The sequence below is a fragment of the Streptomyces subrutilus genome, from assembly GCF_001746425.1.
Classification (GTDB): Bacteria; Actinomycetota; Actinomycetes; order Streptomycetales; family Streptomycetaceae; genus Streptomyces; species Streptomyces subrutilus_A.
Map to the genome: position 1 here is coordinate 6,026,004 of NZ_MEHK01000001.1, position 18,374 is coordinate 6,044,377.

General features: G+C 72.2%; 11 protein-coding genes, 2 pseudogenes and 1 riboswitch. Of the genes and pseudogenes, 5 read left to right on the top strand and 8 right to left on the bottom strand.

Annotation, left to right across the window (positions count from 1 at the left end; translation table 11 throughout):
• The first annotated feature begins 55 nt into the window (after window positions 1-55).
• The 4 genes from BGK67_RS27850 to BGK67_RS27865 all read left to right on the top strand — a co-directional run bounded on the left by BGK67_RS27850 (window position 56) and on the right by BGK67_RS27865 (window position 4,948).
• Window positions 56-1,444, top strand: coding sequence for an amino acid permease (locus BGK67_RS27850; protein WP_069922648.1), 1,389 nt, complete (start codon window positions 56-58; stop codon window positions 1,442-1,444).
• A gap of 40 nt (window positions 1,445-1,484) precedes the next feature.
• On the top strand, window positions 1,485-1,934 hold the full coding sequence (locus tag BGK67_RS27855; RefSeq protein WP_069922649.1) for an SRPBCC family protein: 450 nt from the start codon (window positions 1,485-1,487) through the stop codon (window positions 1,932-1,934).
• Between the two features lie 159 nt (window positions 1,935-2,093).
• The gene (locus BGK67_RS27860) at window positions 2,094-3,155 is read left to right on the top strand and encodes an ATP-binding protein (RefSeq protein ID WP_069922650.1); all 1,062 of its coding nucleotides are present in this window, start codon (window positions 2,094-2,096) and stop codon (window positions 3,153-3,155) included.
• Window positions 3,152-4,948, top strand: a complete 1,797-nt coding sequence (locus BGK67_RS27865) for a vWA domain-containing protein (RefSeq protein ID WP_069922651.1) — start codon at window positions 3,152-3,154, stop codon at window positions 4,946-4,948. The genes BGK67_RS27860 and BGK67_RS27865 overlap by 4 nt, the downstream gene beginning before the upstream one ends.
• A 10-nt stretch (window positions 4,949-4,958) precedes the next feature.
• Here BGK67_RS27865 and BGK67_RS27870 read toward each other — a convergent pair whose 3' ends face one another.
• The gene (locus BGK67_RS27870; protein WP_069922652.1) at window positions 4,959-6,548 is read right to left on the bottom strand and encodes an RNA polymerase sigma factor; all 1,590 of its coding nucleotides are present in this window, start codon (window positions 6,546-6,548) and stop codon (window positions 4,959-4,961) included.
• A 225-nt stretch (window positions 6,549-6,773) separates the two neighbouring features.
• A pseudogene (locus tag BGK67_RS27875) lies at window positions 6,774-7,055 on the bottom strand (SAM-dependent methyltransferase); the annotation flags it as partial.
• Window positions 7,056-7,172: 117 nt separating this feature from the next.
• Window positions 7,173-7,266: riboswitch (ZMP/ZTP riboswitch) on the top strand.
• Between the two features lie 99 nt (window positions 7,267-7,365).
• Here BGK67_RS27875 and BGK67_RS27880 point away from each other — a divergent pair.
• Entirely contained in the window at window positions 7,366-8,211 is an 846-nt protein-coding gene (locus BGK67_RS27880; protein ID WP_069924157.1) for a bifunctional 5,10-methylenetetrahydrofolate dehydrogenase/5,10-methenyltetrahydrofolate cyclohydrolase, read from the top strand.
• Between the two features lie 157 nt (window positions 8,212-8,368).
• Here the strand turns inward: BGK67_RS27880 and BGK67_RS27885 are convergent, their stop codons facing one another.
• The 6 genes and pseudogenes from BGK67_RS27885 to BGK67_RS27905 all read right to left on the bottom strand — a co-directional run.
• A complete protein-coding gene (locus BGK67_RS27885) occupies window positions 8,369-9,859 on the bottom strand; it encodes an NAD(P)/FAD-dependent oxidoreductase (RefSeq protein ID WP_107488871.1) in 1,491 nt (496 codons plus the stop codon).
• Between the two features lie 72 nt (window positions 9,860-9,931).
• A complete protein-coding gene (locus tag BGK67_RS27890) occupies window positions 9,932-10,144 on the bottom strand; it encodes a hypothetical protein (protein ID WP_069922653.1) in 213 nt (70 codons plus the stop codon).
• Window positions 10,141-11,208: a hypothetical protein gene (locus BGK67_RS27895; protein WP_141754071.1), complete on the bottom strand. Its 1,068-nt coding sequence runs from the start codon at window positions 11,206-11,208 to the stop codon at window positions 10,141-10,143. The genes BGK67_RS27890 and BGK67_RS27895 overlap by 4 nt, the downstream gene beginning before the upstream one ends.
• Before the next feature lie 212 nt (window positions 11,209-11,420).
• Window positions 11,421-11,933, bottom strand: a complete 513-nt coding sequence (locus BGK67_RS27900; RefSeq protein ID WP_141754073.1) for a hypothetical protein — start codon at window positions 11,931-11,933, stop codon at window positions 11,421-11,423.
• 19 nt (window positions 11,934-11,952) lie between these two features.
• Window positions 11,953-12,303, bottom strand: coding sequence for a DUF6973 domain-containing protein (locus BGK67_RS41245; RefSeq protein WP_432215530.1), 351 nt, complete (start codon window positions 12,301-12,303; stop codon window positions 11,953-11,955).
• A gap of 30 nt (window positions 12,304-12,333) precedes the next feature.
• Window positions 12,334-18,168 (bottom strand): annotated as a pseudogene (locus BGK67_RS27905) (RHS repeat-associated core domain-containing protein); the annotation flags it as partial.
• Window positions 18,169-18,374: the final 206 nt, after the last annotated feature.

Below are 18,374 nucleotides of genomic sequence, written 5' to 3' on the forward strand. Positions count from 1 at the left end.
GGTCAACCATGTGGGGACCTGCCCACCATGTGAGACACCCCGAGGCGCACCACCGATGACCAGCACCGCAGCCCCGCCCGCCGAGACCTCCAGGACCGCGGAGGCGGAGCCCCGCCCGCAGGGCGACCGGCGGTTCGGCCTGCCCGTCGCCACCTGCCTGGTGATGGGCAACATCATCGGAGGCGGGATCTTCCTCCTGCCCGCCTCGGTGGCACCGTTCGGCACCATCAGCCTCGTCGCCTTCGCCGTGCTCACCCTCGGCGCGGTCGCCCTCGCCCTCGTCTTCGGCCGCCTCGCCCAGCGGCACCCGCAGACCGGCGGCCCGTACGTCTACGCCCGGGCCGCGTTCGGCGACTTCGCCGGATTCCTCGCCGCCTGGAGCTACTGGATCACCACCTGGGTCTCCAACGCGGCCCTCGCGGTGGCGGCCGTCGGCTACCTCGGCGTGCTCTTCCCCGCCGTCGGCGCGCACAAGTGGTCCATGTGCCTGGCCGCCCTCACCGTGCAGTGGCTGCCGGCGCTCGCCAACCTGGCCGGCACCCGGTACGTCGGGGCCGTCCAACTCGTCGCCACGGTCCTGAAGTTCGCCCCGCTGCTGCTCGTCGCCGTCGGCGGACTGCTGTTCTTCGACCCGGCCAACCTCGGCCCCTTCCGGGCCACCGACCAGAGCGCCGTCGGAGCCGTCTCCGCCTCCGCCGCGATCCTGCTCTTCAGCTACCTGGGCGTCGAGTCCGCCGCCGTCAGCGCCGGCGAGGTCCGCGACCCCGCCCGCAACGTCGGCCGGGCCACCATCCTCGGCACCGTCGGCGCGGCCACCGTCTACCTGCTGGGCACCCTCGCCGTCTTCGGCCTGGTCGCCCACGACACCCTGGTCTCCTCCCAGGCCCCCTTCACGGACGCCGTCAACGCCATGTTCGGCGGTACCTGGGGCGGCACGGTGGTCGCCTGCGCGGCCGTGATCTCGATGGTCGGCGCCCTCAACGGCTGGACCCTGCTCAGCGCGCAGACCCCGTACGCCGCCGCCAAGGACGGGCTCTTCCCGAAGGTCTTCGAGACGAAGAAGCGGGGTGTCCCGGTGGTCGGCGTGGTCGTCACGGTCCTCCTCGCCTCCGCCCTGACCCTCTACAACTACACGGCCGGCTCCGAGGGCGTCTTCGAGATCCTGGTGCTGGTCACCACCTTCACCGCGACCGTGCCCTACCTGCTCTCCACCGCCGCCCAGCTGTACTTCCTGCTCTCGGGCCGGTCCGAGCGGGTCCACCGGGGGCGCCTGGTCCGCGACGGCGTCCTGGCCGCTCTGGCCTTCGCCTTCTCCATGTGGCTGGTGGCGGGATCCGGCTACGCCGCGGTCTACCAGGGCGTGCTGTTCCTCTTCGCGGGCGTCGCGGTCTACGCCGTGATGGCCGCCCGCAGGCGGCGCGCGACCGTCCCACCCGCGGGGTAGTTTGGGAGGAGAGCAGCCAGGGGGGCTCCAGGGGGCCGCCATGTCCGCGATCAGCAAGAGCATCGTCATCGACCGCACGCCCGAGGACGTCTACTCCTACGTCACCGACCCCACGCACCTGCCGGAGTGGCAGGACAGCGCCGTGTGCGCCGTCCCCGTGGGCGACCTCCCCGTCCACGTCGGTTCGACGGTCCTCGTCACCCGGCGGATCGGCAGGCGCAGGGTCCCCACGACCATGCAGTACACGGCACTCGACCCGCCGCGGAGCTGGCACCTCCACGGCGTCGACGGGCCCGTCCGGCCGGACGTACGGGGCTACATCGAAGCCCTCGACGACGGGGCCCGCTCTCGCGTCACCCTCTCCGTCGACTTCGAGGGCCACGGCATGGGCCGGGTGCTGGTCCCGCTCGTGGTCAAGCCCATGACGCGCAAGGAGATGCCCCGGGGCGAGGAGAAGCTCAAGCACCTGCTGGAGCACTCCGCGAGCTGACCCGGGTCCGCCGCCGGGGCCGGCCCCGGCGGCGGACCCGCAGGCCGACCCCATGGGCCCCGGAGCCTGCGGAGCCGGAAAAAACAGGATGCTCCGGGCGCCGTGGTGCGGCCACACTGGCGGCACCACAGCACCCGAACTCCCGAGGACATCCACCCCGTGCAGGCTGCCGTCACCGTCACCCCCGCCCAGATCCCCGAACTGCTCCTCGGCCTCGCCACCGTGCGGCCCGTGTTCCTCTGGGGGGCGCCCGGCATCGGCAAGTCCTCGCTCGTCCGGAAGTTCGCCGACTCCCTCGGCCTGGAATGCGTCAGCCTGCTCGGCACCCAGCTCGCCCCCGAGGACCTGATCGGCGTCCCGCAGATCCGCGACGGCCGGTCCGTCTTCTGCCCGCCCGAGGCCATCGCGCGCGACGAGCCGTACTGCCTCTTCCTCGACGAGCTCAACGCCGCGAGCCCCGACGTCCAGAAGGCCTTCTACTCGCTGATCCTGGACCGCCGCATCGGCACCTACGAGCTGCCCGCGGGCTCCATCGTGATCGGGGCGGGCAACCGGGCCACCGACAACGCGCTGGCCCGGCCCATCGCCTCCGCCCTCGTCAACCGGCTCACCCACGTCCACCTCCAGGCGTCCGCGGGGGACTGGCTGGTCTGGGCCGGCGAGAACGGCATCCACCCCTGGGTGACCGACTACCTCACCGACCGGCCCGACCACCTCTGGTCGCAGCCGCCCAAGACGGAAGAGGCCTTCTCCACCCCGCGCTCCTGGCACATGCTCTCCGACGCCCTGCACTCCTTCGGGGCCGGCCTGGACGAGCAGACCCTGAAGGTCGTCGCGCACGGCACCCTCACCCCGGCCCACGCCGTCTCCTTCTGCGGCTACGCGAAGATCGTCCGCCACACCTTCGGCATCGAGGCGATCCTCAAGGGCGACGCCTCCTGGCCCGCCCGCCTCAGCGACCGCGACCTGCTCTACTACCTCGCCGAAGCCTTCCGGGGCCGCCTGGTCAAGGAACTCCCCGCCCGGCGCGAGCACCTCTCGCCCGCCGTCCGGCAGACCGCCTACCGCGCCAAGTCGCTGCTCGTGCAGCTCGCCGAGATCTCCGTCGAGGTGGCGCAGACCGTCATCGCCGACGACGCCGACGGCCTGCCCGTGCTGCCCGCATGGTTCCTCGTCGAGGCCGCCCGCGACATGCCCCGGCTGGTCGAGGCCCGCCGGTGAGCCGCCGTACGCGGCAGAAGGCCAAGCCCGACCCCGCCACCCAGGCGTTCGCCGAGGGCCTCGCCCTGGTCAAGCGGAACCCGGCCCTCGCCGCCGTCGACGCCACCGTCTGCCGCGAGGCCGCGTGCGCGGCGGCCCCCGCCCGGGGCCTGGCCGCGGTCGACTCCAACGGCACCGTCCACGTCCACCCCACCCGGCTCGCCGAACCCGCGGAGTGGGCCTGGACGATCGCCCACTGCCTGCTGCACCTCGGCTTCGGGCACGTCCCCGCCGCCGAGGACGAGGACCGCCCCCGGCCCGACCGCTTCGACCTCGCCGCCCGCTGCACCGTGGTCAACCGCTTCCTGCTGACGTTCCCGGTCGGCCGCGCCCCCGACCACCTCCCCGCGGGCTACCCCGGCGGGGACGAGGAGCTGCTCGCCGCCCGCTGGCGGCGCGACGGCATCCCGGACGCCTACGAGCACTGCGGCGCCGCCGGGGACCAGCCCGACCAGGTCCTCGTCCCCTGGCGGGCCTGGAACGGGCCGTCCGGCACCGTCCCCGACTGGGAGACGGCGTTCGCACACGCCCTGACCCGGGCCGTCTCGGCCACCATGGAACGGGCGGGCGGCCGCGAACTCCGGCAGCCGAAGCCCTGGGACCGCGCCCTGAACTGGTTCGTCTCCTCCTACCCGCTCCTCGGCGGGCTCGCCGCGGGCCTGCGGATCGTCGCCGACGCCGAGCTGGCCCGCGCCCAAGGGATCGCCATCGCCGCCGTCAGCGCGAGCGCCGGGGAGATCTACGTCAACCCGCTGCGCGGCTTCACCGACGGCGAATGGCGGTTCATCCTCGCCCACGAGATGCTGCACGCCGCGCTGCGCCACGGCGAGCGCCGCGGCGCCCGCGACCCCTACCTGCACAACGTCGCGGCCGACTACGTCGTGAACGGCTGGCTCGTGGAGATGGCCGTCGGGGAGATGCCCGAGGGACTGCTGTACGACCCCGAGCTCAAAGACCTCTCGGTCGAGGAGGTCTACGACCGCATCACCACCGACCTGCGCCGCATGCGCCGCCTCGCGACCCTGCGCGGCAAGGGCCTCGGGGACATCCTGGGCGAGCCGCTCGCCCACCCCGGCAGCGTCCCGTACGCGGACCTGGACGACTTCTACCGGCGCGGCCTGACCCAGGGCTTCGACCTGCACGAGTACGGGCGGCGCGGGCTGCTGCCCGCCGGGCTGATCCAGGAGATCCGGGCGCTCGCCCACCCTCCCGTGCCCTGGGACGCCCGCCTCGCGCGCTGGTTCGACGAGTTCGTGCCGCGCCCGGTGCCGGTCCGCTCCTTCGCGCGCCCGGCGCGCCGCCAGGCGTCCACCCCGGACATTCCGCGCGCGGGCCGCCACTTCCCGCCCGAGGAGACCGCCCGCTGCACCTTCGGGGTGGTCCTCGACACCTCGGGGTCGATGAACGCCGCCCTGCTCGGCAAGGCGCTCGGCGCCATCGCCTCGTACGCGCAAGCCCGCGAGGTGCCGGCCGCCCGCGTCGTGTTCTGCGACGCGGCGCCGTACGACGCGGGCTATGTGCCCCCGACCGAGATCGCGGGCCGGGTGAGGGTGCGCGGCCGGGGCGGGACGGAGCTGCAGCCGGGCATCGACCTGCTGCAGCGGGCGCAGGACTTCCCGCCCGGGGCCCCCGTACTGGTGATCACGGACGGGTGGTGCGACACCCTGCGGATCCGGCGCGAGCACGCCTTTCTGGTTCCACAGGGTGCCTCCCTGCCGTTCACCCCGAAGGGGCCCGTCTTCCGACTGGCCTGAGCCCCGCGGCCTAGTCGAGGTAGTCGCGCAGCACCTGCGAACGCGACGGGTGGCGCAGCTTCGACATGGTCTTGGACTCGATCTGGCGGATGCGCTCACGGGTGACCCCGTACACGCGGCCGATCTCGTCCAGGGTCTTCGGCTGGCCGTCGTTGAGGCCGTAGCGCATGGAGACCACGCCCGCCTCGCGCTCGGAGAGGGTGCCCAGGATGGACTGGAGCTGCTCCTGGAGGAAGGTGAAGGAGACCGCGTCCGCGGGCACGACGGCCTCGGAGTCCTCGATGAGGTCACCGAACTCGCTGTCGCCCTCCTCACCCAGGGGGGTGTGCAGGGAGATCGGTTCGCGGCCGTACTTCTGGACCTCGATGACCTTCTCGGGGGTCATGTCGAGTTCCTTGCCCAGCTCCTCCGGGGTGGGCTCGCGGCCCAGGTCCTGGAGCATCTGGCGCTGCACGCGGGCGAGCTTGTTGATGATCTCGACCATGTGCACGGGGATGCGGATGGTGCGCGACTGGTCGGCCATGGCGCGCGTGATCGCCTGCCGGATCCACCAGGTCGCGTACGTGGAGAACTTGAAGCCCTTGGTGTAGTCGAACTTCTCCACGGCGCGGATCAGGCCGACGTTGCCCTCCTGGATCAGGTCCAGGAAGAGCATGCCGCGGCCGGTGTAGCGCTTGGCCAGGGAGACCACGAGGCGGAGGTTGGCCTCCAGCAGGTGGTTCTTCGCGCGGCGGCCGTCCTCGACCAGGATCTCCAGCTCGCGCTTGAAGGCGGGCTTGTGGTCGTCCTCCTCCTCGAGCTTGTACTCGGAGAAGAGACCCGCCTCGATGCGCTTGGCGAGCTCGACCTCCTGCTCGGCGTTGAGGAGCGGCACCTTGCCGATGAGCTTGAGGTAGTCCTTGACGGGGTCGGCGGTGGCGCCGGCCACCATGACCGTCTGCGCCGGGGCGTCGTCCTCGTCGTCGTCGGACAGGACGAAGCCCTGGGCGCCCCCGGCCTTGGGGGCCCCCTCCTCAGCCTCGTCGGCGAGGTCCTCGGCTGCCCAGTCCTCGCCTACCGCCACGGGGGTCTCGCCCTCGTCGGCGTCCTTGGCGCTGGTCTTCTTCGCCGCCGTCTTCTTGGTGGCGGTCTTCTTCGCGGCGGCCGCGGTCTTCTTGACCGCCCGCTTCTTCGGCTCGGCGGCGGCCCCGGCCGCCGCCTCGTCCTCGGTGGCGGAGGCCGACGGAGCGGATATCGCCGCCGCGGCGGCCGGGGGCGCGGCGGCCGAGGTCTTGCGCGCGCCGATGGGGCGCGGCGCCGCGGTCGCCTTCTTGGCCACGGTGCGGGCCGGAGCGGCGGCTGCCTTGCGGGGCTTCTTGGCGGCGGCCTTCGTGGCGGGTGCGGCGCTGACGTGGAGGGCGACACCCTCCTCATCCAGGACCTGGTTCAGGCTGCGCAGGACCCGCTTCCACTGGTCCACCGGGATGCGGCCGGCCTCGAAGGCCTGGCGCACGTCGTCACCGTTGATGTGACCCTGCTCGCGGCCGCGCTCGACGAGCGCGACGAGGGCCTCGGATTCGGCGATCTCCGGAGGGAACGTACGGGACGGGCTGAGCGACACAAGGAGCCTCTCGTTGCGAGCAGATAAGGGATGAGCGGGACATCATCGCGCGAATTCGGGAAACGGACCCGAGGGGGGTCTGTATTCCGGCGCCGCGCGAGGACACCTGTCGGTTCATCGCATGCCCGAGTCGATTCGTTACGCGCTGAATTGAGTGACCTGCGCCACGCTGTGGCCGCGCAACCCTTTCCGGTGCGGATCCGTCCGCCCCCGATCATCAGCCCGTTCTCGGGCTTCGACGAGGAAGCGGGCGGCGTGCGCGCCGAACGGGCCTTCGCGTTCGATCCGTTCGTGCAGCTCGCGCAACCGGTCCCGGTACTGCCCGACCGTGAAGCCGGGCACCATCCAGATCACCTTCCGGAGAAAGTAGACCACGGCTCCGATGTCGTGGAACTCCGTCCGCACCCGTTCCGAGCGCAGGTCGACGACTTCCAGGCCGGCCTGGGTGGCGTCGGCCACGGCGTCGTCGGGGTGCCGGCCGCGCCGGACCTCCTCCGGTCGCGGGCCGGCCGCGGAGACGGATCCGGCCTCGGCGACGAGATGGTCGAAAGTGCGCGTCATGTCGGGATCGTCCCAGGTCGGCGCCGGTCGACCACCGGTTTGCCCGGCCGTCGACTACAGTGGGCGGCGGGCCGTGACTGGCGTTCGGGTGGATCACCACCGGGGAGCGGCCCGCGTACGTGCCGTACGCCGACTGCCGCGCGCCTGGGCGAACCGCGATCCGCAGCGACGTTCAGGAGACCCCGTGACGACTGCCCAGACCTCCTCCGCCTCCTCCGCCTCCGAGGCGACCACCGCAGCGGCCCCGGCGCGGCTGATGGACGGCACCGCCCTCGCCCGCCGCATCTCGGAGCAGACCGCCGCCCGCGCGGCCAGGCTCACCGAGCGCACCGGCACCGCGCCCTGCCTCGCGACCGTGCTGGTCGGTGAGGACCCGGCCTCCGTCACCTACGTGCGGATGAAGCAGAACCGTTGCGCCAAGGCCGGGATCACCTCCCGCCACGTGGAGCTGCCGGCCGAGACCACCACGGAGGAGCTGGTCGCCACCCTCACCGCGCTCTCCGAGGACCCGGAGATCAGCGGCATCCTGCTCCAGCACCCCGTGCCGCACCACATCGACGAGCGCGCCGCCTTCGAGGCCATCGCCCCCGGCAAGGACGTCGACGGCGTCACCATGCACTCCTTCGCCGCCATGGGCTTCGGACTGCCCGGCTTCGTCTCCTGCACCCCCGGCGGCATCATGCGCCTGCTCGCCGCCTACGACGTGGACCTCACCGGCAAGCACGCCGTGGTCGTCGGCCGCAGCGCGATCCTGGGCAAGCCGGCCGGGATGCTGCTGCTCGGACAGAACGCCACCGTCACCTACTGCCACTCCCGCACCCAGGACCTCCCCTCGATCGTGCGCCAGGCCGACGTGCTGGTCGCCGCGGTGGGCAAGGCCGAGTTCATCCGCGGCGAGGACATCAAGCCGGGCGCCGTGGTCCTGGACGCCGGGTACAACGAGGGCAACGTCGGCGACGTGCACTTCGAGTCCGCCGCCGCCCGCGCCTCGCTGATCACGCCGGTACCGGGCGGGGTCGGCCCGATGACCATCGCCGTCCTCCTCGAGCAGACCGTCCAGGCCGCCGCCGCACAGGCCGGGCTGGACCTCGCGGACCTCTGACCGCCCCGCACCGCCTCCCGCACGTACAGCGAGCAGCAGCGCGCACGCGGCCCGGTTCAGGGGCTGGTCCCCTCCCCTCCCCGGCGATGCGCGGGCGCCTTGATCAGCAGCGCCAGGATCATGACCGATCCCGGCAGGAAGCGCAGGATCCCCTCGCTCACCGGGCCTGTCCGACGGGGTCCGCCGGGCCTACCGGGTCCACCGGGCCGGGCGTCCCCGGCCTGGGCGTCCCCGGCCCGGGCGCGCCGGGCACCGGGCCGAGCCCGGCGACGGCCCGCTCGGCGGCGGTGAGCGGCGGCGCCTTGAGCGCGCCCCGCTCCGACGCCCGCAGGACGTGCCAGACCACCGCCGGGTGCAGCCAGTGGCCGGGCCCGCTGCTCATGGTCAGCACCTTGAACAGGGCGGCGGTGAGCGCCTCGTGGGTGGTGGCGCCCGTCATCAGCCGGTTGACGTAGGCGTTGAGCAGGCCGGTTCCGGCACGCGGCTTCATCCCCGTGGCCCCCGGGTACAGGATGTCCTGCGAGGTGGCGAGCTCCCAGGCGGTGCTGACCTGCGGGGCGATGGCGCGCTGCGCCTCGCGGCCGAAGCCGGGGTGGGCGAGCCCCTTCTGCCGCAGCAGGGTGCGCACGGCCAGGAGCCCCTGCGCGGCGACGGTCATGCCCTGTCCGTAGAGCGGGTTGAAGGTGGCGACCGAGTCGCCGACGGCGAAGAACCCGTCGGGCAGTTCGGCCTTCTCGAAGTAGATCCGGCGGTTGGCGGTGCCCTGGGTGACGGCGACGTCCGTCAAGGGCTTCCTCCCCTCGAGGAGTTCGCCCACGATCGGGTCCCGGATGCTCTTGGCGAAGGGGATGAAGCGCTCGGGGTCGCCGGTGGGCTGTCCGCCGCGGGTGCCGGAGAGGGTGGCCTGCCACCGGCCGTTCTCGATGGGCACGATGGTGGCCGTCTGCCCGGGGACGGGCACCCGGGGGTCCGACTGCACGTTGACGATGGGGAAGCCCATCTCGTGGGCTCCGGCCGGGGCCTCGAAGATCCTCGTCGCGTAGACGAGTCCGGAGTCGACCTCGGCCTGCCGGATCCCGGTCACGCCCAGCGCCTGGAGCCAGGTCCGGGCCCGCGAGCCGCGTCCGCTCGCGTCGACCACGAGGTCGGCGGACAGCAGCAGGCCCTGCTCCTCCGGAGTGTCGACCCGGACCCCGGTGACCCGGGCCGCCGTGCCCTCCAGCGCGCGGACGCGGGCCTGCTGGAGCGTGGAGACGCCCTTGAGGACGGTCACCCGGGCGCGGACCACCGAGTCGAGGAGGTCGCGGCTGCAGGAGATGTTGAACTGCTTCTCCCCGCAGCGCGGGATCCAGCCCTGCGCGGTCTTGGTCACGAGGTCGGTGGGCAGGCTGCGGCGGATGGCGCCCGCGTCCGTCCAGTCTTCGGTGATGCCGGGCAGGATCCCCTCGATCGCGCGGGCGCCGCCGGACCACAGGAGGTGCGTGTGCCGGGCCTGCGGGAGTCCGCGCCGCGAAGCCGGGCCCTCGGGCAGCGGGTCCGCGTCGACGACGGTGACCGTCGCGTACTCGGCGAGGACGGCGGCCGCGAGCAGGCCGGCCAGACTGCCGCCGATGACGACGGCGTGGCGGGGCGGGGAGGACTGGGTCATCGTGTCGTGCTCTCTGTCGGGGCCGTGCTGAGGGCATCGGCGCGAGGGGTGCGGGCTGGGGGCGGGCACCGGTCACCGTCGTGACACGGGGCTCCTCCAGCCGAGCGAGGTCTTGATGCGCTCGATCGCCTCGGGGAACTGCTCTTCCCGGGGTGGAGGCAGGTAGGGCCTGAGGAGTTCGCCGAGGTGCAGGCCGAAGATCTCGCGGGCTCCGGCCGGCGGTGAGAGCCGGGCGTCCGCGAGCAGATCCCCGGCGAGGCCGCGCATCGCGCGCGTGGTGCTCATCGGGTTCCCCCTTCGGCGGCCGGATCCTGGGCGGTCGGGCCTTCGGCGGCCGGGTGCGGGGCGGCCGGGTCCGCTGCCGGCGGGTGTCCGCCGGTGGCGCCGCCCGCCGGGCGGCCGAGCTGGCCCTCCCGGGCGAGCAGGTCGTCCAGGTGGTCGGCGAGGGACTTCCAGCCCTGCGGGGAGAGCCGGCCCGCCCGGGTGACGATGCTCCGGACGTCGTGCGCGCGCAGCACGGCGAGCATCGGGTTCTCCTGCTGCCGTTCCGCGCACTCCAGCTCGCGCGCGAGGCAGGTGAGGGCGGTGCCGAGCGCCTCGGCGTCGTCGGCCAGCAGGAAGCCGCCCTCCACGCCGAAGAACCGCTGGATCCCGGCGGCCGCGGCGAGGTTCGGCAGGCCCTCGCCCTGGGCCAGGCGGGTCAGCGACTGGCCCGAGGCGTCGAAGGACTTGGCGATGGCCGCCAGCGAGTGGGGCTGCCCGTCCTCCCGCACCCGGGTCCGCCGCAGGTGCTCGAACCGCTCGCGCACCTGCTCCTTCAGCGGGAGCCGGGGCGGGCTGCCGTCGAGGGTGAGCCGGATGGCCTGCGGGGTGATGCCGGTGAGGTGGGAGAGGTGCTCCAGGTCGTCGCGGCCCTCCGGGGTGAGGGCGAGGGCCCGTTCCACCGCGCTCTTGCCGTCGGCCAGCAGGAAGCCGGCGTACACCCCGAAGAAGCGCTGCACTCCGGCCGCGTGACCCAGCCGGGGCAGTCCGGTCCCCGCGTTGAGCGGGCCCAGTGAGGCCCCGGGTGCGCCGAAGTCCTCGGCGATGGCGGCGAGCGGCCACTCCCGGCCGTGCTTGTCACGGCGGGTGGCACGCAGCCGCAGGAAGCGCTGGTGCACCCTTTGTTCTAACGGGAGTTCGACGGCTCCACCCGCCATGACCGCCGGAATCCGCCCGGGTTCGACACCGGAGAGGTGGCTGAGCCGCGCAGCGGCCAGGGCATGGGCCGGATCCCGCCCGCACCGCTCCGACAGCTCCTCCACGCGCCGCCGGAGCGCGGCGAGATCGGGTCGGGCGGCGGCTCGCACCGGCTGCTTCTCCGTAAGTCGACAAGACGTTCGAGGGGGCTGAGCTGCGTGAAGCCTAGCCGTCCGCCCCTCACCGAACCAGCGGTAACACAACGTTTCCTGCCGTACGGCTCAAAAAAGGTGGGCATGACCCGGAGTTGGCACGCGGCAGCGGAAGAGGCGCCCAGCAGGCCGGAACGGCCCGCTGAGCGCCTCTGTGGATGGTCAACGGATCAGCAGGGCATCTTGGATCCGTCCAGTGCGGACTCCACGCTCACCACGAACCTCCCGGGTCCGGTGGACGAGACCCGGAGCAGCGCGGGTTCGCCCGCCACCTCCTTGCGGAAACAGACACCGCTGTCGCGGAACCTGCCCGGGGCCTGCGCCCGGGTACCGACCGCTTTCCAGCCGTCCTTCGCCGCGGTGTCCCAGTAGTGGGCTATCAGCGGCTGCGCGTCCCCGTCGTGGGTGTAGGCGCTGTCCGCGGTGACCCAGGGATCTCCGCTGTCGTCCATGCACTCCACCGAGGTCGACTCCGCCACCGGCGTGGTACCGGTCGCGGCGGCGGGTGTCGCCGCCGCGACCTGAGCCATCCGCTCCACCGCCTTGTTCTCCTCGCACGAACCTTCCGACCCGTAGAACAGGGCGTACAGCGATCCGGCCACCAGGGCGAGGGCGCTCACGCAGCCGAGGGCGACGGCCAGCCCGAGCATCAGCCCGCGCCGCGGGGATCGTGTCGAAATCACAGGCTTTCTCCTTTCCTGTTTACCAGTACCGCTTGAGGTAGCCCCACTGGAGGTAGAGGCGTGCCATGTAGTAGAGGTTCGTCCAGAACCAGCCTGAGTAGTACCAGGCCGTCATGGCCCAGCGGTACTTGGTGGCGAAATACCGGGCGACGCTGTTGTTGTGCTGGTCGATCTTGGTGTCGTCCCCGCTCTGGCCCCATTCGTGCGCGTCTCCCAGCCGCTTCGCCGCTCGGGCGCCGAAGAAGAAGGTGAGACTCGACTGCCACATGAAGTGCCGGATCGCGTTGTTGGTCCGGCCTTTCCTGAACGTCGCGAGCAGCATTCCCGAGATCGCCGAGGCGAGGGCGCAGCCGCGCCATCCGAGCGACATGCAGGCGTTGGCCTCGATGATCTTCTTGCGCCAGGACTTGGAGATCCGGCCGTCGAGGTCCTGCTGGTTGACCGGGTCGGCGTTGGCGTACTCGTACGCGTTCGCGCTGCCGCCGTAGACCGGGTCCGCGGACAGGAAGCGGCCGGTGGACGGATTGTAGAGACGGGCGCCCATCAGGGTCAGCCCGCTCGGCGTCTCGCTGGAGCGCTGGTGGCCGCCGAGCCAGCCGTAGCGGGCCGAGGCCTGCCCCGCGCGGCGGTTGCCGTACTCGTCGGCGTCCAGCGCCACGGGTGCCTGCGCGACGTTCAGCGGGAGCTGGACGGCGACGGAGCCCTGGATCGTCGTCAGGTGCAGGACGACGTCCCCGGTCTTGCCGGTGGTGGTCAGGCCGCCTGCGGTGGCGACGTTGCGGGTCACCGCACCCGTCGTGGTGTCCTCGACGATCCAGCGCGGGTTGTCCGCGTCGTCGCCGTAGTGGTTGACGCGGGAGGCGGTCTGGGTCCAGACCGAGCCGTTGTACGACTCCTTCGTCCACCCGCGGTAGCGCTGGGCGGCGTCGAGGCCCCAGGTCTGCCGCTGGTTGGACAGGGTCTGCTGGCGGGTGCGGTCGGTGTTGTAGTAGGCGACGGTCCCGTGGCCCGGGACGGTGGTGGTGCGCCCGAACTCGTCGTAGGCGTAGCCGCTGTCGACGAGCCGGTCGGCGCTGTCGTAGGTGTGGGTGGTGGTGGTTCCGCCGGTGGCAGGGCAGTCCGCACCGGGGGCGCCGGCCGCGGTGGTCAGGCCCGTGCGGTTCGAACGCCCGTCGAAGGTGTAGCTGCGACGGGTGCAGACGGTGTCCGCCGTGTCCTCCACGGAGGCCAGGCGGCCCGCCGTGTCGTAGCGGAAGCGCTGGTCGGAGAGACCGGAGTGCGTGGTGATCTGGCCGTGGACGGATTCGTTCACGGTGTCGCTGTAGACGACGGCCGAGTCGCTGTCGCGCACGTAGCTGCGCTTCGTGGCGTCACCGCCCGGGTCGGTGCTGATGTTGAGTGTGTACCCGCCGGGCAGCTGCTCGCTGCGGACGGCTCCCGCCGGGTCGAACGACGGACGGTACTCGCCGGCGACCGAGTCGGTGGTCTTCGTCGGAAGGCCCCGGGGCTCGGTGGTGTGGTCGTAGGTGAAGGTGACGGTCGACGGGACGCTGTCCGTGATCTTGGTCGGCCGGTCGAGCAGGTCGTACTCGGTGGTGGTGACACCGGCGTCGGCATCGGTGTAGGAGATCGTCCGGCCGAGCTTGTCGAACTGCTTGACGATGGTCCCGCCGGTGGGCGAGGTGTTCTTGACGGCCCGGCCGGTCACCGCGTCGTACTCGGTGGTGGCCTCCGGGGCGGCCTGGCCGGAGCCGCCCGCCGTCGTGACCTTGGTCGTCCGTCCGGCCGCGTCGTACTCGGTGGTGGTGGTCCGCGTGGAGCCGTTCACCGTCTCGATCCGCTTGGCCGGGTTGCCCCACCAGTCGTACTCGGTGGTGGTGGTCGGCAGCTTGGACGGGTTCGAGCCGCCTCCCGTGATGTCGCCGGCCGGCCCGACCGTGCAGACCAGGTCGGCCCACTCGGGGCGGCCCTGGCAGGTGCCGGTGCCGGTCGCCGACCAGTACGTGGTGACGCGGGTGGTGGCGTCGCTGCCGTTCGCGCCGGGCAGGAGCTGCTTGGAGACCCGGTTCTTGGCGTCGTACTCGGTGGTCTCCGTGATGGCGAGGCCGCCCGGGTCCCTGACGGTCCGGGTCGGCAGGCCCCTGGCCCAGTCGTACACGGTCTCGGTGGCGCGGGGCTCGCCGAGCACCGTCGGGTGCTCGCGGACCTGGGCGCCGACGGTGGCCTTGGTGACCTGGTCCTTGACCCTGGCGGTGCCGTTGGTGGGCCGCCCGGCGTCGTATTCGAGGACCGCCCAGTCGCGGGCCGTCACCGAGGTGCCGGCCGGAACCAGCAGGGGCGCTCCGTTCTTCAGGTCGGCGGTCAGGTCGACGCGGCGCAGCGGTCCGAACTTGCCGAGCTGCCGCACTCCGGCCGCGTCGTACACGGTCGAGGTGCTCAGCTGGTGGGCGCGTTCGGCACTGGTGAGCTGGCCGATGCCCAGGTTGGCCTGTGCGGCCTGGTCCGCGGGGCTCGTGCCCAGGGCCAGGGCGCGGTTGGGGGCCGAGAGCTCGCGGACGGTGTTCCCGTACCGGTCGTACTCGGTGGTGGTGATGTGTCCGCCGGGCGCCGCGCTGTTGACGGACCGTCCGGAGGCTCCCAGGTAGGTGATGGACGCCCGGGCGTAGGCCGAGGCCGCCAGCGACGTACCGGAGTGGGACGAGGGGACCGCGTCGGCGGGGAACACGGCGGTCGCGTCGGTGGGTGCACCGGCCTGCCCCCATGCCTTCACGTCGGCCGCCCCCATCGGGTACGGGGCCGTGCCGCCGCTCAGCGGGACGCCGTAGACGATGCTGGTGGCCGCGGTGCCCTGCTCCTCGCCCGCCGTGCCCGGCTTCAGGCCGGCCCGGGAGGCCTTGAGCAGCATGCCGTCACCGGCCGTGGGCGAGGATCCCGCCTGGCCGTACGTGAACGACCAGGGCAGTTCGGACTTGGTCTGCAGCCAGTCGATACGGTCCGCGGCGTTGTAGGCGTACTGCGCCTGGGTGCTCTGCGCCAGGTTGGGGTCCCACTGCTGGCGCAGGTTGCCGCCGGCGTCGTAGCGGTAGGTGGAGACCGCCTTCGAGGTGGCGTTCGCGGCGCCGGGCGCCGTGGACCACAGCCGGATCTCCTTCACCTGGCCGGCGAAGTCGCCGAAGTCGGCGGAGGTGCTGTATCCGGTGGCGGTGGTGGCCGTCGCGTAGACGAACTCCAGCGAGCGGCATCCCTTGGTCTGCGGGGTGGTCGCGCAGGCCGAGGCGGTCGCGGCGGAGGTCGGGGCGATGACCCGCTTGGGGCGGGCCAGCTTCTTGGTGTCGACGGTGACTGTCTCCGAGACCACGGTGGTGGTGGAGTTCTCGACTCCGCTGACCAGGTTGCCGGAGACCTGCCACGTGGTCATCGCCGGGTCCGCCCGGGTGAACTCGGTGACCATACCGCTGTCGTCGGTGAGCGTGAACGAGCCGGTGACACTGCCCGTCAGGGTCATGGTGCCGGCGCCGGGCTCGGAGACCCAGCCGGTGCGTGCCGCGTCGGCGGTGAAGTGCAGTGCGTCACCCGAGGTGGTGACTACGTCCACGGCCGTGTCCGAGATCCTCGCGACGTGCGAGTAGTCGGACTGGACGAGCTCGGCAGAGGTGCCGGAGGCCCACTCCTGGCCGAAGATCGCAGCCTGGCCCTCCTGCTCGGCGCCCTTGTGCGGGTCGCGCGATGACGTGGTGCGGGAGACGGACATGCCGAAGGCGGACACGTCGGTGGCCGTCACCTCGTAGTCGCCGGTGAGCAGGTTGAGCGAGCCCGGACCGACCGGGGTGGTGGCGGCACCGCTCGCGTTGCGGTCGACGACCACGACGAGGGGCTGCGTGGCGCCGGCAGCGCCCCCGGGGCCGGTGAAGTCCGCCTTGATCTGGACGCTGCCGTCCGGGTCGACGGTGTCGGTGGTGTTCCAGACCAGCGCGGGGGTGCGCCCCGCGGTCATGGAAACGGGCCACGCCGTCAGGGCCGTGCCGCCGTTCGTGACGTGCCCCGCCGGGATCTGCACCCAGGGGTCGGCCTCGGAGCGGCGCCAGGAGAAGGACGCCGCGTTGAAGGCGGCGCCGTCGGCTTCGGCGGCCAGCGGGAGCCGTCGGGCCGTCCGCTCGCCGTCCTCGGGCTGGACGAAGCCGCCCGGACCGACGTGGAAGACGTACTCGACCGTCTCGGACTCGTTGTCGGCCTTGTCGACGGTGCGCACCTGGAGGGTGTGGGTCCCGTTCGACGGCGGGGTGACGGACAGGGTCCGGGTGCCGGCGGTGCCGTCGGTGGGCACGCGCGTCCACTCGGCGCCGTCCAGGGACCACTCGAGCCACTGGTGGTCCGTGCCGGAGGGCGGGGAGACGGTGAAGCCGCCGGCCTGGCCGGCGCCCTTGACCCAGGCGTTGGACGGGTAGTCCGTCGAGCTCAGCCCGGTGGGGGCGGAGGGGGCGGTGGTGTCGACGGTGAACGTCTTCCAGGCCGACCAGCCGGTGTTGTAGTGGGTTCCGTCGTAGGGGTTGGAACGGAACTTGTACGTCTTGCCGTTGGTCAGCACGCCCGCGGGAACGGTGACCGAGGCCGCCTCGCCGGAAGCGACGAACGGCGACACGATGACGTTGCCGACCTGGGTGTTGGTGGCCGAGTCGAAGATCTGGAACGTGCCGTTGACCTGGTCTCCGTTGGCGTCCACGAACGTGTCGCGCAGCGTCGGGGTGAGGGTGTTGACCGTGTAGGCGCCGCCGTAGGAGAAGAACGGCGGGCCCGCCTCCTGCTTGGTGCCCGTCCGCGGCCGGTAGTTGTAGGTGACCGTCAGCTTGGGGATGTTGGAGGCGGCGTTGGAGGAGTTGACCCGCTTCCACTGCTTGGTGTTGTTCTCGTCCGTGGCCCGCAGGCCCATCCCCGAGACCGCCCACTTGTTGTTGGACCAGTGCTGGACCAGGCTCGTGACGTTCGCGTTGATCCAGCCGTCGGGCTGGGATCCGCAGCCCGGGTTGCCCTTGGTCTCGGTGGAGGCGGCCATCTTGGCGACCATGGCCGGCTGGTTGGTCCAGCGGGAGGCGGTGGAGGCGTTGTTGGCGGTCCACACCTCCCAAGGCTGGACGGTGCAGTCGGTGTTGCCGGAGTGGAAGTTCCACAGCGACAGCTTGGCGTCGGAGATCAGCGCGTCGGCGACCGGGGCGGTGTTCCACGTGATGAAGGAACGGGCGGTGCGCCAGGTGCCGTCGGCGTTCTTGGTGCCCGGGTTGCCGAGGTCCAGCTCGGTGTCGTTGGACCAGTCGACGGTCTCGCCCTGCTGGACGTAGGTGTCGAAGAGGTTGCCCAGCGAGGACGTCGAGGGGTCGACGGTGACCGGGTACTTCGTGGCGGGGTCCGCGAGGAAGGCCGCGTCGGGGGTGATGACGAGGTCCACCCCGTCCTTGGTCTTGACGACCTTCATGCCGACCTTCGCCCGCCGGGTGTGCTCGCCGGAGGCGGCGTCGACGGTCGCGTCCCACATGACCGGGGCCGGCATGGTCGCGGTCTTCTTCGACTTCCTGTCGGTGAACAGCACGCTGCCGTCCGGCTGCTGCTCGGCCTTCAGGCCCTTGGTCTTCACCGGCAGCGTGTACCCGAAGCCCGCCTCGGGCCTGGCCTTGACCTCGACGAACTGCTCGAAGCCGGTACGGGTCGCTTCGACGATCAGGTCCGCGCCCGGCACCGCGCCCTGGTACGTGGCCCGCGTGCCGTCCAGCCGCGGGGCCGGCAGGCCTCCGCGCCACTGGAGCGTGATCGCCTCGTCGCCGGTGCCCAGCGTCACCAGGTCCGTGGCCTCGGCCGGTGGAGCGCCCTTCAGGAAGGACACCTTCGCGGCGGTCTTCCCGGACAGCCGCAGCCCCTGCGGGTGGGCCTTGGAGGCGACCGAACCGTCGGGCGCGGCCGTGAGGTTCACGTCGACGTCGCGCCACTCGCCCGTGGCGGCGTCCTTGAAGCGGATCGGGCCGGCCGCGACCTCGGTGGTCAGCGATCCGTCCTGGTTCACCCAGGTCGTCGAGGTCTCGGAGCGCTCGGAGACCGCCTCGACGCGGTGCTACAGACGGGCGGCCACCCGGGCGGACGGTATGTCCGCCGCGGACTGCGCGGTTTCCTTGGCCTGCTTCGCCTTGTCGGCCGCGGGGGCGGGGGCGGCGACGGCGGCCTCGGCTCCGTAGATCGACGAGACGGTCATCACGACAGCCAGCGCGGTGGCCGTGGCGCTCAACCCGGCTGGTGTCCTGAACGACGACCGGACGCGCCCCACGGGCCCGTCCGGTCTTCTTCGGTAACGCAAGATCCCCCCAGGGCATGAGGATTCGACCGCCCTGCACGTCGCAAGCGATCACTGGCTTGAAAGTAGCCGTCCCTACAAGATCAAAAACCGGCACCAAACGCGCG

Excerpts from the sequence above, each read along its gene's own strand:
- BGK67_RS27850 (WP_069922648.1), top strand. The coding sequence starts at position 56 with ATGACCAGCACCGCAGCCCCGCCCGCCGAGACCTCCAGGACCGCGGAG.
- BGK67_RS27855 (WP_069922649.1), top strand. The coding sequence starts at position 1,485 with ATGTCCGCGATCAGCAAGAGCATCGTCATCGACCGCACGCCCGAGGAC.
- BGK67_RS27880 (WP_069924157.1), top strand. The coding sequence starts at position 7,366 with ATGGACGGCACCGCCCTCGCCCGCCGCATCTCGGAGCAGACCGCCGCC.
- BGK67_RS27885 (WP_107488871.1), bottom strand. The coding sequence starts at position 9,859 with ATGACCCAGTCCTCCCCGCCCCGCCACGCCGTCGTCATCGGCGGCAGT.
- BGK67_RS27890 (WP_069922653.1), bottom strand. The coding sequence starts at position 10,144 with ATGAGCACCACGCGCGCGATGCGCGGCCTCGCCGGGGATCTGCTCGCG.
- BGK67_RS41245 (WP_432215530.1), bottom strand. The coding sequence starts at position 12,303 with ATGTCGCTCGGATGGCGCGGCTGCGCCCTCGCCTCGGCGATCTCGGGA.